The organism is Streptomyces sp. NPDC101234 (genome assembly GCF_044767525.1).
Lineage (GTDB): Bacteria > Actinomycetota > Actinomycetes > Streptomycetales > Streptomycetaceae > Streptomyces > Streptomyces sasae.
On record NZ_JBIWOA010000011.1, the window covers coordinates 74,451 to 89,563 of the forward strand.

The window sequence follows — 15,113 nt, forward strand, 5'->3', positions numbered from 1 at the left end:
GCAACTCGGCCGGTGAATCAGCTCACGGCAGCGCCGCGGGTTTGAGCGGCAGGGCGGCCCAGATCACCTTGCCGCCGCTCGACGTGTGCTCCACGTCCACGACTCCGCCCGCCTCCCGGGCCACCTCCCGGACCAGCAGCAGCCCCCGACCGCCGAGCTGCCCGTGGTCGGCCTCCAGGGCGGTCGGGCGGTAGGGGTGGTTGTCCTCCACCGACACCCGGACCCACTCGGCGCCGACGGCGACCTCCACGGCGAGCATCGGCGACAGCAGCGCCGCATGCTTGACCGCGTTGGTGACCAGTTCGGAGACGATCAGCAACAGCCCGTACACCAGGTCCTCCGAGATCGGGACACCCTGGCGCTGGAGCAGGTCCCGTACAGCGCGGCGCGCCTGCGGGACCGAGGCATCCACGGCGGCGGCGGTGAACCGCCAGACTCCTTCGTACGGCAGCGGATCCGGCGGCGCGCCGCCCGCCTCTGGACGCGGGTCGTGCCCACGCCCGTGGTTCTCCATCGTCCGGTCGCCACCCTCGCGCTCGATTGTCACCACACGTCGAGTGTTGGTAACGACCGGCTCCGCACCGGATGACTGACCAGAAGTCAGCAACTATCGAACGGTTCTGACCATTGGCGTATGACAACGTCAGTTGAGGGACGCATCCTGCCCTCGTCCATGCCGACTTCGCGAACTATTCGGGTTGTACGGGTATGAGAACTTTCCCGGGGACGCGGTGGCGGCCCCGCAGCGCGGGCGTCGATACGATCCCGCACATGGAGCCCCGCCTCGACCACCAGGTCAAAGACGCCGTTGCCACCGTAGTCATCAGCAACCCGGCCAAACGCAACGCGATGACCGCGGCGATGTGGCGGGCCCTCCCGCCCCTCCTCGACGATCTGTCGGCCGACCCCGCCGTGCGGGCCCTCGTGCTGACCGGCGAAGGCGGCACCTTCTGTGCCGGCGCCGACATCTCCACCCTCCAGCGCTCCCCCGCCGACGCACAGGGCCTCGCGGTCGCCGCCGAGGAGGCCCTCGCCGCGTTCCCCAAACCGACCCTCGCGGCGGTGCGCGGTCACTGCGTCGGCGGCGGCTCGCAGCTCGCCGCGGCCTGCGATCTGCGGTTCGCGCAGGAGGGCGCGCTGTTCGGGGTGACCCCGGCCAGGCTCGGCATCGTGTACCCGGCTTCCTCGACCCGCCGCCTGGTCTCCCTCGTCGGTCCGGCGACCACCAAGTACCTGCTCTTCTCCGCCGAGCTGATCGACGCGGAGCGGGCGCTGCGCACCGGTCTGGTCGACGAGGTGCTGCCCGAGGGCGACCTGGACGGGCGGGTGGCCGAGTTCACCGCGGTCCTGGTGGCGCGCTCGCAGCTGACGCAGGCCGCCGCGAAGGAGTTCGCGAACGGCCGCACCGACCGGGACGACCACTGGACGGAGCAGGCCCGCGGCAGCGGCGACACCGCCGAGGGCGTCGCCGCCTTCCTGGAGCGCCGTCAGGCGCGCTTCACGTGGTCCCTCCCCGGCCGAGGATGAACCGGCTCCTGGAGCGGAGCAGCTCGACGACCTCGGGGGGCGCCTTCTCCGGCGCCCCCGCGTCGTAGGGTGGCTGCGGGTCGTACTCGATCCCGAGCTGTACGGTCTGGGCGACGGCGTCCGAGGAGATCCGGCCGAGCAGGGCGAGCCCCATGTCGATGCCGGAGGAGACGCCGGCCGCGGTGACGTACTTGCCGTCGGTCACCACCCGCTCCCCCGTCGCCTCGACGCCGTACTTCCGCAGTTCGTCGAGGGCCAGCCAGTGCGAGGTCGCGCGGCGCCCTTCGAGCAGGCCCGCGGCGGCGAGCAGCAGCGAGCCGGTGCACACGGACGTCGTCCAGGTGCTGGTGGCGTCGGCGGCGCGGATCCAGTCGAGCAGCGCCGTGTTCTCCATCTGCGAGGTCTGGCCGGGGCCGCCCGGGACGACCACGACGTCGGGGCTCGGCACCTCGGCCAGGGGCCGGTCGGCGACCAGGGCGAGGGTTCCGTTGTCGGTACGGACCGGGCCCGCCCGCTCGGCGACGAAGACGACCTCGGAGTCCGGGAGCCGCCCCAGGGTCTCGTACGGCCCCACGGCGTCGAGGGCGGTGAAACGGTCGAAGAGGACGATCGCGAGCTGCATGGTTCTCCTAACCGGGTTGAACGACTGTTGCCGGGCGGAACCTGCGCCGGTACTCGGCGGGGCTCGTCCCGAGGGCCTTGAGGAAGGCGCGGCGCATCGCCTCGGGCGTGCCGTAGCCGCTGGCGCGGGAGACCTCCTCGACACCGTCGCCGGTGTCCTCCAGGAGCCGGCGGGCGTGTTCGAGGCGGACCCGGTCGACGTACCGGCCGGGGGTCGTCCCGGTCTCGGCCTGGAAGGCGCGGGCGAAGTGGCGGGGCGAGAGCGCGGCGCGGGCGGCCAGGGCCTCGACGCCGAGGTCGCCGTCCGGGTGCTCGGTGATCCACTGCTGGACCTCCCGGAGCGGCTCGCGCTGTGCCGTCTGCGCGGCGAGCTGGGCACTGAACTGGGCCTGGTTGCCGGGTCTGCGCAGGAACACCACCAGGTGCCGGGCGACGGCGAGCGCGACGTCCCGGCCCAGGTCCTCCTCGACGAGGGCGAGGGAGAGGTCGATGCCGGAGGTGACACCGGCCGAGGTGGAGACATGGCCGTCCCGGACGTAGATCGGGTCGGGGTCGACGTCGACGGCCGGGTGGTCGCGGGCCAGCTTGTCGCAGTACGCCCAGTGGGTGGTCGCCCGGTGGCCGTCGAGCAGCCCGGCGGCGGCGAGCAGGACGGCTCCGGTGCAGACCGAGACGAGCCGCCCGGCGTGCGGCCCGTGCGCGCGCAGCCACTCCACCAGCTCCGGGTCACGGCGCCGGGTCCCCTGTCCGCCGGGGACGAGGAGCGTGTACGGGTCGGACGCCTCCTCGCTCAGGGCCGCGTCCGGTACGACGGTGAGCCCGCTGGAGGTGCGCACGGCGGCGCCGTCCAGGGAGGCCGTACGGATGCGGTAGCTGCCCGGGGTGTGTTTCTCGGCGCCCGTGAAGACCTCCACGGGGCCGGTGACGTCGAGGCTCTGGACGCCGTCGAAGAGGACGACGAGGACGGTTCGCTGCGCCATGCCATCGATTGTCGGCGCGTCATGGGATGGCTGCAATGACGAGCTCCCCACCTTTTCTGCCATGACGTCCGCCATGAGGGACCGGGCACTGGAGTCCGTACCGACCAGTCAGTAGCCTGCTCGCCATGACTACCGCCGCCCTGGAGCCGCGCGCCGCCCGCCGGTGCTGCACCATGCTCAACTCGCTGCACGCGACCCACTACTTCAGCCCCGAACTGAGCGAGGAGCTCGGTGCGCTGGGGGTCACCCACCGGCGGGCCGCCAACTTCGCGGTGCGGTCGGCCGCATTGGGACCGGTCGGGGCCGGCACGGTGACGGCGACGTTCTACAACTACAAGCACGAGCTGGTGGCCCGGCATGTGCCGGCCGTCTGGGAGATCGCGTCCCCGCAGGACGTCCTCGCGGCACGCGCGCGTGCCGTGGACGCGTCGATGCGGCGGCTGCTCGGCGCGGACACGGTCGCCTCCGGCGAGCTGGCCGAGGCGGCACGGCTCGCGCTGCGGGCCACCGAGGCCTGCTCCCGCTCCGGCCGCCCGCTGTACTCGGCCCACGCGGACCTGCCGGTGCCGGAGGAGCCGCACCTCGCCTACTGGTACGCGGGCACGCTGCTGCGCGAGCACCGCGGCGACGGGCACCTCGCGGTGCTGCTCGCGGCCGGTCTCGACGGGCTGGAGGCGGTGGTGACGCACACGGCGACCGGCAAGGGCATGGCCCCGAAGTGGGTGTTCGCCACGCGCGGCTGGAGCCAGGACGACTGGGACGCGGCGGTGGAACGGCTCCGGGAGCGCGGTCTGCTCGATGCGGCGGGCGAGCTGACCGGGGCGGGGGTGGCTCTGCGGGCGGAGATCGAGGCGGAGACCGACCGGCTGGACCGGGCGCCGTACGAGCACCTCGGAGCCGACGGGGTGGCGCGGCTGACGGAGCTGGCGGCGGGGTTCGCGGGGACCGCGGTGGCGGCGGGCGCGTTCCCGGCAGATCTGATCGGGAGGAGCTGACGGGCCTGCCCTGGCCCGGCCGCCGGTCTCGCAGAGCGACGGCCTGGGCCCGGTTCGGCACCGCCGGATACGGCCGTGGGGCTGAACGCCGTCGCGGCGGATTCAGAAGAGGCGCATTCGAAAGAGATTCGGATTCCGAGGGACCCACGCCTCGAAGACCACACACCGCCGTGGCGCGGCGAGTACGCACGACCGCGGCGTAGCGAGCCTGCGCCGCCGCGGCATGCCGACGCGGGGCGCCGCGTCATAACGGATGCGGGCAACCGTGGCGTGGCGGACGCGGCACGGCTGGTACGGGCGCACGCCGCATGGCGGACGCGGGCGAGATGCAGTAGCGAAGAGCCGTGGGCGGGTGGCGCCGAACGGCTGTGGTCGCACAGGGGTGCGGACCTGGGACCAAGTGCCGTCGCATGCCCACGGGCACACACCACCCCAGCCCCGCGGTCGTGTCGCGGGAATGGCGCCCTGCGGCCCGGTTGTCGGTGTCACCTGCCACAATTGCCGCGCAACCTCAGTGGAGAAGGCGGTACGGGATCGTGACGACACCCGGGTCCTCAGTAGGGTCCATCGAAGGCAGGATCGCCGAGGAGCTCGGCGTACGGGAGCGGCAGGTCAAGGCTGCCGTGGAGCTGCTCGACGGCGGTTCGACGGTGCCCTTCATCGCCCGCTACCGCAAGGAAGCGACCGAGATGCTCGACGACGCGCAGCTGCGCACCCTCGAGGAGCGGCTGCGCTATCTGCGGGAGCTGGAGGAGCGGCGGTCGGCGATCCTGGAGTCGGTGCGCGAGCAGGGCAAGCTCACCGCCGAGTTGGAGGCGCAGATCCGGGGCGCCGAGACCAAGGCGCGGCTCGAGGACATCTACCTGCCGTACAAGCCGAAGCGGCGGACGAAGGCCCAGATCGCGCGGGAGGCCGGCCTGGAGCCGCTGGCCGAGGGACTGCTCGGGGATCCGGGGGTGGAGCCGCTGGCGGCGGCCGCCGCCTTCGTCGACGCCGACAAGGGTGTCGCCGATCCGCAGGCCGCCCTGGACGGCGCCCGCGCGATCCTCACCGAGCGGTTCTCCGAGGACGCCGACCTGATCGGTGAGCTGCGCGAGCGCATGTGGGTGCGCGGCCGGCTCGCCGCGAAGGTGCGGGACGGCAAGGAGGAGGCGGGCGCCAAGTTCGCCGACTACTTCGACTTCGCCGAGCCCTTCACCGCACTGCCCTCGCACCGCATCCTGGCGATGCTGCGCGGTGAGAAGGAGGAGGTCCTCGACCTGGTCCTGGAGCCGGAGGAGGCGACCGAGGGGCCGTCCTCGTTCGAGGGCATCGTCGCCCACAAGTTCGCGATCACCGACCGCGGGCGCCCCGCCGACAAGTGGCTCTCGGACACGGTCCGCTGGGCCTGGCGCACCCGGATCCTCGTCCACCTCGGCATCGACCTGCGGCTGCGGCTGCGCACCGCCGCCGAGGACGAGGCTGTCAACGTCTTCGCGGCGAACCTGCGCGACCTGCTCCTCGCCGCCCCGGCCGGCACCCGCTCCACGCTGGGCCTGGACCCCGGTTTCCGTACGGGCGTGAAGGTCGCCGTGGTCGACGCCACCGGCAAGGTCGTCGCCACCGACGTCATCTACCCGCACGTCCCGGCCAACAAATGGGACGAGGCGATCGCCAAGCTCGCCCGCCTCGCCAAGGAGCACGCGGTCGACCTGGTCGCGATCGGCAACGGCACGGCGTCCCGCGAGACCGACAAGCTCGCCGGTGAACTCATCACCAAGCACCCGGAGTTGAAGCTCACCAAGGTGATGGTGTCCGAGGCCGGCGCCTCCGTGTACTCGGCCTCCGCCTTCGCCTCCCAGGAACTGCCCGACATGGACGTGTCGCTGCGCGGCGCCGTGTCGATCGCCCGCCGGCTCCAGGACCCCCTCGCGGAGCTGGTGAAGATCGACCCCAAGTCGATCGGTGTCGGCCAGTACCAGCACGACCTGTCCGAGGTGAAGCTGTCGCGTTCGCTGGACGCGGTGGTCGAGGACTGTGTGAACGGCGTCGGGGTGGACGTCAACACCGCCTCCGCGCCGCTGCTCGCACGGGTCTCCGGCATCACCTCCGGGCTCGCCGAGAACATCGTGGCCCATCGCGACTCCAACGGCCCGTTCACCTCCCGCGGCCAGCTCAAGAACGTGGCACGGCTCGGCCCCAAGGCCTACGAGCAGTGCGCGGGCTTCCTCCGCATCCGCGGCGGTGACGACCCGCTGGACGCGTCGAGCGTCCACCCGGAGGCGTACCCCGTCGTACGGCGGATGGTGAAGACGTCGGGCCAGGAAGTGGCCGCGCTCATCGGCAACACGGGCGTGCTGCGCTCGCTGAAGCCGGCGGACTTCGTGGACGAGACGTTCGGTCTGCCGACCATCGGCGACATCCTCAAGGAGCTGGAGAAGCCGGGCCGCGACCCGCGTCCGGCGTTCAAGACGGCCACGTTCAAGGAGGGCGTCGAGAAGATCTCCGACCTGGCCCCCGGGATGGTGCTGGAGGGCGTCGTGACGAACGTGGCGGCCTTCGGAGCGTTCATCGACGTCGGTGTCCACCAGGACGGTCTGGCGCATGTCTCCGCGCTGTCGAAGACGTTCGTGAAGGATCCGCGGGATGTGGTGAAGCCCGGCGACATCGTGAAGGTGAAGGTCCTCGACGTCGACATCCCGCGCAAGCGCATCTCGCTGACGCTCCGTCTGGACGACGAGGCGGAAGCGCCGGCCTCCGGCGGGGAGCGCCGACCGCAGCGGGGTGGCGGCGGACGTCCGCCTCAGCAGCGGCAGCAGCAGCGCCAGGGCGGGGGCGGGGGCTCTCGTCAGGGGGCGGCGCCGGCGCCGGCCAACAGTGCGATGGCCGACGCGTTGCGCCGGGCGGGGCTGCTGGATCCGAAGAACGGTAAGCGCTGACCGTACCTGCCGGGGGTCGTGGGGAACTGCGGGGCCGTTGTGGCTGGTCGCGCAGTTCCCCACGCCCCTGACGGGGCGCGTTGCCCTGCCGGTGTGATCTCGTGCCCCCAAATTCGGTGGACGAAGATCCGTCGGTCCGGAGACTGGGCCCATGACGCCATCCGACTTCAAGGCCGACCTTCGGACCTATCTCCAGGACGCCCGTGACGTCCTGCTGTGGAAGCTGGAAGGGCTGTCCGAGTACGACATACGGCGGCCCCTGACTCCCACGGGTACCAATCTGCTGGGCCTCGTCAAGCATCTCGCCGGTGCCGAGGCCTGGTACTTCGGGGAGACCTTCGGGCGGCCCTTCGCCGAGGCGCCGCCGCTGTGGATCACCGGTGACACCGAACCGAACGGGGACCTGTGGGCGCGAGCCGACGAGACGCGCGCGGAGATCGTGGACGTGTACCGGCGGGCCTGCGCCCACTCCGACGAGACGATCGCGGCCCTGTCCCTCGACGCGGTCGGCCATCTGCCCGTCGACCCGCCGAAGGAGATCACCCTCCACCGCGTCCTGACCCACATGGTCGCCGAGAGCCAGCGGCACGCCGGTCACGCCGACGTCGTCCGCGAGCTCGTCGACGGGGCGACCGGTCAGCGGCCGGGCGGTACCAACATGGCGCCCGGCGACGCGAAGGCCTGGGCGGAACACCGGGACCGGGTGGAGCGGGCGGCCGAGGAAGCCGGGCGGGGCGAGCGGTGAACCGTACGCGCGGCGCCGCCCCCGGTGTCACCGCCCGACCCGCACCGCGCACCCGCAGCGCCCGGTCATTCCGCCAGCCGGCGTTCCAGGTCCCGTAGGTCCTTGCCGATCGACGAGCGGACCTGTCTCGCCATGACGGGTGCCGCCAGCCGGAACAGGCGCCCGGAATCGCCGCGCACCCGGATCCGGGCGAGGGTGCCGTCGGGGTGCGCGGTGAAGGAGTAGGTGACGTGCATGGGCATCGGCCCGGCCACGGACACCATGTCGAGGAGCCCGGGAGGGTCGTACGCAGCGACCCTCAGGACGTAGTCGATGCGCCGGCCCAGGAAGTGGGCGGTACGGGTGACCTCGGCGCCTACGCCGAAGCCGCCCGTGTCCGCCTCGCGGGTCAGTTCGGCGGTGCGGATGCCCTGCGTCCACTCGTGGTCGTGCCGCCAGTCCATGGCATACCCCGCCACCCGCTCGGGCGGCAGCCCGATGACCCGCTCCGCCGTCTCGTCGATCGCCATGCCGGGCTCCCGGTCGGTCAGCTGTTCCACTCAGGATCCCGCCCGCTGGTGGCCAGCGCCCGCCGGAAGGCCGGGGCGTCGGCCGGTACCGCGACGGGCGGGCCGTAGCCGCCGTTGCCCCGGACCTGGTCGGCGATCTGCTCCACCGCGTCGAGCACGAGCCGTCCGGTGTCCTCACCGAGCGAGAACGGCCGGCCGGTCGCACGGGCCAGGTCCCAGCCGTGCACGGCAAGTTCCTGCAGGGTGATCGAGGCGACGACGACGGCCGGCATCTCCCACTCGCCGAACTTCGTCGTCCCCTCGTAGGCGGCGGCGTCCGACCAGGCCGCTGCGGTCCGGCCCACCGCGTCGACGAGGGCGCTCGGCGACCCGGCCGGGGCTTCGTCGGACGGGGCTTCCCTGCGGGCGGCCCGCTCGGCCGTCAGCAGGGTTTCGATGAGGTGGTCGACCAGGTCGGCGACGGTGAACTTCGCGCAGGGGGTGGGTTCCTGGAGCTGCTCGTCGCGGACACCGGCGACCGTGGCGGTCACGGCGTCGGCACACTCCCGGATGCCGGAGCGCAGGGCGTCGTACTGGGTGGTGCTCATGTCTGTCTCCCTCAGCGGGTGAAGTCGGTGGGTGAAGTCGTCGTCGGTGGGTGAAGTCGGTGGGTAAGGGTCGTCGTCAGCCGAAGAAGGGGGCCGGCTCGCCGGTCTCGGCGTAGCTCTTGAGCTGCGTGAACTTGGTCGCCCAGCCGTAGGTGAAGTCCCGGTAGGCGTCGTCGACGGCCGGGAAGCCGGTGTGGGTGAAGCGCAGGGTCACGCCGCCCTCGGGACGGGCGAGGATCTCGTACGTCTGCTCGGTCCCGGTCCAGGGGCCGTTCTCCCCGGCCAGTACCAGACGCTTGCCGGGCTCGGCCTCGACGACCCGCAGCCGCCAGGACTGGGGGACGCCCGGGAAGCCCAGCTCGTGCGCGCCCTCGTCGGCGGTGGCCGTCGTGGTGAACCAGCCGTGGATCCCGTCGGTGGTGGAGATCGCGGTGTACACGGTCTCCGGGTCGGCCTCGATGGCCAGCTGCATCGCTATCTCGGGCATGGAGTGCTCCTGGGGCAGGTCGATCGGGTCCGTCTCGAACCCTTCGTTTTAGTCCACACTAAAATGACTCAGGGATGCAGGCAAATTCAAGTGGCGACTAAAATGACTTTCATGGATGCGGTACGGGTGGTCGCCGAGCCCCGGCGGCGCGAGATCCTGCGGCTGGTGTGGGACGCCGAGCTGTCCGCCGGTGAGATCGCCGAGCGGTTCGACGTCACGTTCGGCGCGGTGTCGCAGCACCTCAAGGTGCTGCGTGACTCAGGCCTGGTCACCCTGCGGCAGGACGGCAAGAAGCGGTTCTACCGCGCCGACCGGGAGGCGCTGGGACCGCTGGCCGCCTATCTGCAGTCCATGTGGGAGACCAAGCTGGACACGCTGGCCGAACTCGCGGAGGCGGCGGAGCGCGCGGAAGGGACGGACTCGTGAACGACAACGCGGTCACCGTGGAGCGGACCATCGCCGCCCGCCCGGAGACGGTGTTCTCCTTCTTCACCGACCGGGAGAGGTGGCTGTCCTGGATGGGCGAGGACGGCGAGTTCAGCTTCGAGCCCGGTGGCGCCTATCGCACCAGGGTCACCGGCGAGCACGTCGCGGAGGGCCGCTTCGTCGAGGTCGACCCGCCCAAGCGGCTGGTGTTCACCTGGGGCTGGGTGGAGGACGAGATGCCCGTGCCGCCCGGCTCCACCACGGTCGAGATCACCCTGGAGCCGGTCGCCACGGGCACCCTTCTGCGGCTCGTCCACCGCGGTCTGCCCTCCCAGGAGGCATGTGACGCGCACCGGGAGGGCTGGAAGCACTACACGGACCGGCTCGCCACGGTGGCGGCGGGCGGCGATCCCGGGCCCGACGACTGGATGTGAGCCACTGCCCCTCGGACTGCCCCAGGGGCGTCACACGTAGCCGCGTCGCTGTACGAAGCCGAGGGCGGCCGCGCCCAGCGGCACGTTCAGCCAGAACGTGAGCAGCCGGTAGACCAGCACCGCCGAGGTGGCGGGGCCGGCCGGCACGCCGAGCGCGGTCAGGCCCGCGATGAGGCCCGCTTCGAGCGCGCCGAGCCCGCCGGGGACCGGAGCGGCATTGGCGAGCAGCCGGGCCGCCATGTAGGCGGCGCCGAGCTGGACGAAGGGCAGGTCGCCGCCCAGCGCGTGCAGGCTGAGGGCGAGCCCGACGATCTGGACTAGGGGCAGGCCGAGCGCGCCGACGATGCCGAGGGCGAGCTTGCCGGGGTCGGCGGCGACCCCGGTCAGTGTCGACCCGGCCGCGCGCAGGAACGGCCACACCTTCTCGCGCAGGAGGCGGCGGCCGGGCGGAGTGAGGCCGAGCAGCCCGCCGGCGGCCAGCACGAGGACGATCGCGGGCAGGGCGTACCTGCCGACGGGCAGGTCGAGGTGCACCCCTCCGTGACGCTGTCCGGCCGCGGTGAAGAACACGGTGGCGACCACGACGTTGGAGACCGCCCCGGCGAGGCTCTGGATGCCGACGGAGGCCGTCGCCGCGCCGGTCTCGATCCCCGTCTTCTGCAGGTAGCGCAGGTTCAGCGCCATGCCGCCGACGTTGCCCGGGGTGATCCGGTTCAGGAAGGAGCTGGCGAACTGCACCTGGTACGTGGCCCAGAACGGCAGCCGCCCGCGGATGCTCCCCAGTTGCAGAAAGGTCGAGAACCCCTGCGAGACGAAGGTGACGGGTACGACCGCGAGCAGCCACCACCAGTTCGCGTCCCGGAGCGCGTGGAGCGCGGCCGGGGCGTTGGCGAGCTGCGGCAGCACGAGGTGGAGCACCAGGAAGGCGCCCGCCAGGCCCAGGACGCTCTGCCAGGTGAACCGGGCGAGCGGGGCCGGCTTGGCGGCCGGTACGTCGCAGGCCGTACGCACCTCGGCGGCGAGGTCGTGCATGAGGTTCGGCCGGCCGCCGGGACGCAGGGCGGGGCGCCGGGTGCCGGCCGCGGCCTCCCGGGCGCGGGCCTGGTCGTGGCGGGCGACCTCGCGGCGGGCGGGGCCGATCAGGGCGAGCGGTTGCAGGTACGGCAGGGCGCTCGCCAGCCGTTCGGGGCCGAGGCCGGCCAGGGCGCAGGCGGTGGCGCGGACCGGTCCGACGCGTACGGCGGTGGTGGCGAGCAGTTCCGCGAGATCGGTGCCGAGTGTCTCGGGCGTCGCGTTCAGCTGGGCCCGCGCGAACGCGGTGAGCCGGGCCGTGCCGTTCCGGTGCGACGAGGATGTGCTCGGGGCGCAACGCCCGATGCGCCAGCCGGTGTTCCTGGATACGGGCCACGGCCGCCCAGGCCTCGCCGAGCAACGTGTCGGTCAGCTCCTCCGCGGGGAGCTCGGAGAGCGGGCGGGCGTCCTCGCCGACGGTCACCACCACCGCGCCGCCCCCGGCCACCGGGTAGGCGATGACGGGATCGGCGACCCGGGCGCCGGTGCGGGCGGCGAAGACCAGCATGAGCAGTTCGTGCTCGGCGGCGCCGAGCGGCGTCTGCTCCCCCGGGTCGGCCGGGTGACGGAGCAGAAAGCGCCGGGCGAGCCGGTGGAAGAGGTCGCGGTTGCGGTCCTCGGCGGCGAGGGCACGTACGGTGAGCCGCGCGCCCTCGGTGGTCTCGGCGCCGTAGAGCAGGCCCTCTCCGGGGAGTTGGCGGTCCCCCGGCAGTTCGTGGAGGGTGGCGAGGGGGATTCCGCAGGCGACGAGCGCGTCAGCGACGGCCTGGGCCGGCGGGCGGTCGGGCGGGCCGCCGGCCATGAGCAGCACGGCCGATCCCGCGGTGCCGCCGACGACCAGGGCGCCGAACGCGTCCAGCGGGACGAGCGAGGCCGCCAGCACGCCGAGCGCGGCGCAGCCGACGGTCAGGGCCCACAGTGTCAGCCGCCACGACCGTGCCAGCCAGGGGCGGGCTGCTACGACCGCCGACGCGCAGGCCGCCAGGTAGACCGCCGACGGCCAGCCCGCGTGCACCAGTCCGCCGCGGCCGACGAGCACCTCCGGCCACAGCTCGGGTCTGCTCCCGGCCGGCGCGAGACGGGTGAGCGTCCATGCGACGGCCGCGCCCAGGGCCGCGGCGGGCACCACCCGGGACACCGCGTCGAGCCGCCGCCGTACGACGAGGACGACCAGAGCGGCCGGCGGTGCGAGCATGGCGACCGCCTGGACCGTGCCGACCAGAGTGTCGCGCAGGTCCGGCGGCAGCGCGGTGGCCGCGGCGAGCAGGCCCTGCTGTGCCCTGCGGGCGAAGTCGCGGGTGGCGACCGCAAGCAGCACCGTCAGCGCGAGGGCGGCCAGCGAGACCAGCAGCCGCAGCAGGTCGGCCGCGCGGCGCACGTCCTGCGGCCGGGGGGCGTCGACGACGGGTGCCGCCGTTCCGCCGTCGGCCGCGGCCACGATGCCGGAGGACAGCAGCATGCCGTGCCGGTCGGTCATGTCCCGTCACCGGCCCGGCCGCGAGGACGGCCCATGCGTGCACTCCCTGGGGCGCGGGTCCGGCTCGCCCGGACGTCCGCCCATGGTTCCACGCGGCGGCGGTCCGCGCCTCAGTCGGATGACTGTACGCGTACGTGGTCGTACGACGGATCACGTCTCCTTGGGAGGCTGGGGAGCGCCGTTCATCCGGGCGCGGTTCTCCGCGAGCAGCTCCTGGACGCGGCGCTCGACCTCCACGGGGTCGACGCCGAGGGCCCGGCCCATGTGGATGGACCACACCTCCGAGCGCACGTTGGTCTCGAAGTCCAGGTCGGCGCGGACGTTCTCGCGGGCGGCCTGCCGGTTCTGGCTGACCATCACGAAGGTCGACAGGAAGATCGCCTCCAGGCTGACGATCATGGTGAGCAGTCCGAAGGGGTACGGGTCCCAGACCGTGCTTTCGCCGAACGCGCCCTCGTTGCAGACGATCCAGACCGTGAACCACAGGGCATGCAGGTACACGAACCCCATGCTTCCGGCCCAGACGGTGATGGCGTCCGCGACCCGGTCCTGGGTTCCGCGCAACTGTGCGAGGACGTCCTGTTCGTTCACGATCCGCGCGGTCGGTCGCTTCGGTGTGCCCATGGGTCCCTCCCTACCCGATGATCGAAGATGCTCGCAGAGTACGGCAGGGGCCTACAGGGGCGCTTCCGTCACCTTGCCCGCCGCTACTTCCAGGCGGCGGGTGACCCGTACCGCGTCCAGCATGCGGCGGTCGTGGGTCACCAGGAGGAGCGTGCCCTCGTAGGTGTCGAGGGCGGACTCCAGTTGCTCGATCGCGGGCAGGTCGAGGTGGTTCGTCGGCTCGTCCAGGACCAGCAGGTTGACGCCCCGGCCCTGGAGCAACGCGAGTGCCGCGCGGGTGCGTTCGCCCGGGGAGAGCGTGGTCGCCGACCGGAGTACGTGGTCCTGCTTGAGACCGAACTTGGCGAGCAGGGTGCGGACTTCGACCGGTTCGGTGTCCGGGACGGCCGCGCAGAACGCGTCCAGCAGGGACTCGGTGCCGTGGAAGAGCTTGCGTGCCTGGTCGACCTCGCCGACCACCACGCCCGGACCGAGCGCGGCGTACCCGGAGTCCAGCTCCACCCGGCCCAGCAGCGCGGCGAGCAGCGTGGACTTGCCCGCCCCGTTCGCTCCGGTGACCGCGACCCGGTCCGCCCAGTCGACCTGCAGGGACACCGGGCCGAAGGTGAAGTCCCCGCGCCGTACCTCCGCGTCCCGCAGGGTGGCGACCACGGCGCCGGAGCGCGGGGCGGCCGCGATCTCCATACGCAGTTCCCACTCCTTGCGGGGCTCCTCGACGACGTCCAGGCGTTCGATCATGCGCTGGGTCTGGCGGGCCTTGGCGGCCTGCTTCTCGCTGGCCTCGCTGCGGAACTTGCGGCCGATCTTGTCGTTGTCGTTGGACGCCTTGCGCCGGGCGTTCTTGACGCCCTTGTCCATCCAGGAGCGCTGCATCTGCGCGCGGTCCTGGAGGGCGGCGCGCTTGTCGGCGTACTCCTCGTAGTCGTCGCGGGCGTGCCGACGGGCCACGTCCCGTTCCTCCAGGTAGGCCTCGTAGCCGCCGCCGTAGAGGTTGATCTGCCGCTGGGCGAGGTCGAGTTCGAGGACCTTGGTGACGGTCCGGATGAGGAACTCGCGGTCGTGGCTGACGACGACCGTGCCGGCGCGGAGCCCGGTCACGAAGCGTTCGAGGCGTTCCAGGCCGTCCAGGTCGAGGTCGTTGGTGGGCTCGTCGAGGAGGAAGACGTCGTAGCGGGACAGCAGCAGCGACGCGAGGCCGGCTCGGGCGGCCTGGCCGCCGGAGAGGGAGGTCATCGGCTGGTCGAGGTCCACGGCCAGGCCCAGGGAGTCGGCGGTTTCCTCCGCACGCTCCTCCAGGTCGGCGCCGCCCAGGTCGAGCCACCGCTCCAGGCTTACGGCGTAGGCGTCGTCGGCGCCCGGTGCCCCGTCCACCAGGGCCTGGGTCGCCTCGTCCATCACGCGCTGGGCCTCGGCGACGCCGGTGCGCCGGGCGAGGAACTCGCGGACGGTCTCCCCCGGCCGCCGCTCCGGCTCCTGGGGCAGATGGCCCACGGTCGCGGTCGGCGGGGAGAGCCGCAGTTCGCCCTGCTCGGGGGCGGTGAGCCCGGCGAGCAGCCGGAGCAGCGTGGACTTGCCCGCGCCGTTGGCACCGACGAGACCGATCACGTCTCCGGGCGCGACGACGAGGTCGAGCCCGGAGAAGAGCGAGCGGTCGCCGTGCCCGGCGGCGAGGTTCTTTACGACGAGGGTGGCAGTCATCAGAACGCCGATCC

General features: G+C 72.6%; 16 protein-coding genes. 7 read left to right on the forward strand and 9 right to left on the reverse strand.

The window, feature by feature from the left end; all coding sequences use genetic code 11:
* Positions 1-22 precede the first annotated feature (22 nt).
* Positions 23-514, reverse strand: a complete 492-nt coding sequence (locus ACIRR9_RS21195) for an ATP-binding protein (protein WP_403754421.1) — start codon at positions 512-514, stop codon at positions 23-25.
* A gap of 257 nt (positions 515-771) precedes the next feature.
* Here ACIRR9_RS21195 and ACIRR9_RS21200 point away from each other — a divergent pair, with 257 nt between their 5' ends.
* The gene (locus tag ACIRR9_RS21200) at positions 772-1,527 is read left to right on the forward strand and encodes an enoyl-CoA hydratase/isomerase family protein (RefSeq protein ID WP_403753899.1); all 756 of its coding nucleotides are present in this window, start codon (positions 772-774) and stop codon (positions 1,525-1,527) included.
* Here the strand turns inward: ACIRR9_RS21200 and ACIRR9_RS21205 are convergent.
* Positions 1,499-2,149, reverse strand: a complete 651-nt coding sequence (locus ACIRR9_RS21205; protein ID WP_403753902.1) for a DJ-1/PfpI family protein — start codon at positions 2,147-2,149, stop codon at positions 1,499-1,501. The two genes, ACIRR9_RS21200 and ACIRR9_RS21205, sit on opposite strands and share 29 nt — an antisense overlap.
* Positions 2,150-2,156: 7 nt before the next feature.
* Positions 2,157-3,128, reverse strand: coding sequence for a GlxA family transcriptional regulator (locus tag ACIRR9_RS21210; protein ID WP_403753905.1), 972 nt, complete (start codon positions 3,126-3,128; stop codon positions 2,157-2,159).
* 125 nt (positions 3,129-3,253) lie between these two features.
* On the opposite strand from ACIRR9_RS21210, the gene ACIRR9_RS21215 reads away from it, so the two are divergent.
* From ACIRR9_RS21215 to ACIRR9_RS21225, 3 genes are all read left to right on the forward strand, one after another.
* The gene (locus ACIRR9_RS21215) at positions 3,254-4,123 is read left to right on the forward strand and encodes a hypothetical protein (protein ID WP_403753908.1); all 870 of its coding nucleotides are present in this window, start codon (positions 3,254-3,256) and stop codon (positions 4,121-4,123) included.
* A gap of 536 nt (positions 4,124-4,659) precedes the next feature.
* On the forward strand, positions 4,660-7,041 hold the full coding sequence (locus tag ACIRR9_RS21220) for a Tex family protein (RefSeq protein WP_403753910.1): 2,382 nt from the start codon (positions 4,660-4,662) through the stop codon (positions 7,039-7,041).
* Between the two features lie 151 nt (positions 7,042-7,192).
* The gene (locus ACIRR9_RS21225; RefSeq protein ID WP_403753913.1) at positions 7,193-7,786 is read left to right on the forward strand and encodes a DinB family protein; all 594 of its coding nucleotides are present in this window, start codon (positions 7,193-7,195) and stop codon (positions 7,784-7,786) included.
* A gap of 65 nt (positions 7,787-7,851) precedes the next feature.
* On the opposite strand, the gene ACIRR9_RS21230 is transcribed toward ACIRR9_RS21225, so the two are convergent.
* From ACIRR9_RS21230 to ACIRR9_RS21240, 3 genes are all read right to left on the reverse strand, one after another.
* Positions 7,852-8,295: an SRPBCC family protein gene (locus tag ACIRR9_RS21230; RefSeq protein WP_365335545.1), complete on the reverse strand. Its 444-nt coding sequence runs from the start codon at positions 8,293-8,295 to the stop codon at positions 7,852-7,854.
* Between the two features lie 17 nt (positions 8,296-8,312).
* Positions 8,313-8,882 (reverse strand): TIGR03086 family metal-binding protein, encoded by a 570-nt coding sequence (locus tag ACIRR9_RS21235; protein ID WP_403753916.1) that lies wholly within the window; start codon positions 8,880-8,882, stop codon positions 8,313-8,315.
* A 76-nt stretch (positions 8,883-8,958) separates the two neighbouring features.
* The gene (locus tag ACIRR9_RS21240) at positions 8,959-9,369 is read right to left on the reverse strand and encodes an SRPBCC domain-containing protein (protein WP_365335401.1); all 411 of its coding nucleotides are present in this window, start codon (positions 9,367-9,369) and stop codon (positions 8,959-8,961) included.
* 111 nt (positions 9,370-9,480) lie between these two features.
* Here ACIRR9_RS21240 and ACIRR9_RS21245 point away from each other — a divergent pair, with 111 nt between their 5' ends.
* On the forward strand, positions 9,481-9,795 hold the full coding sequence (locus ACIRR9_RS21245) for an ArsR/SmtB family transcription factor (RefSeq protein ID WP_403753921.1): 315 nt from the start codon (positions 9,481-9,483) through the stop codon (positions 9,793-9,795).
* Entirely contained in the window at positions 9,792-10,229 is a 438-nt protein-coding gene (locus ACIRR9_RS21250) for an SRPBCC domain-containing protein (RefSeq protein WP_403753924.1), read from the forward strand. Before ACIRR9_RS21245 ends, ACIRR9_RS21250 begins: the two co-directional genes overlap by 4 nt.
* A 30-nt stretch (positions 10,230-10,259) precedes the next feature.
* Here ACIRR9_RS21250 and ACIRR9_RS21255 read toward each other — a convergent pair whose 3' ends face one another.
* On the reverse strand, positions 10,260-11,261 hold the full coding sequence (locus tag ACIRR9_RS21255; RefSeq protein WP_403753927.1) for a YbhN family protein: 1,002 nt from the start codon (positions 11,259-11,261) through the stop codon (positions 10,260-10,262).
* An 839-nt stretch (positions 11,262-12,100) separates the two neighbouring features.
* Here ACIRR9_RS21255 and ACIRR9_RS21260 point away from each other — a divergent pair.
* Positions 12,101-12,289, forward strand: coding sequence for a hypothetical protein (locus ACIRR9_RS21260; RefSeq protein ID WP_403753930.1), 189 nt, complete (start codon positions 12,101-12,103; stop codon positions 12,287-12,289).
* A 638-nt stretch (positions 12,290-12,927) separates the two neighbouring features.
* Here the strand turns inward: ACIRR9_RS21260 and ACIRR9_RS21265 are convergent.
* Both ACIRR9_RS21265 and ACIRR9_RS21270 read right to left on the reverse strand, forming a co-directional pair.
* Positions 12,928-13,401: a DUF1003 domain-containing protein gene (locus tag ACIRR9_RS21265; RefSeq protein ID WP_403753933.1), complete on the reverse strand. Its 474-nt coding sequence runs from the start codon at positions 13,399-13,401 to the stop codon at positions 12,928-12,930.
* Between the two features lie 51 nt (positions 13,402-13,452).
* Positions 13,453-15,099 carry an ABC-F family ATP-binding cassette domain-containing protein gene (locus ACIRR9_RS21270; protein ID WP_403753936.1) on the reverse strand — a complete coding sequence of 549 codons (1,647 nt, stop codon included), beginning with the start codon at positions 15,097-15,099 and terminating at the stop codon, positions 13,453-13,455.
* Positions 15,100-15,113 lie beyond the last annotated feature (14 nt).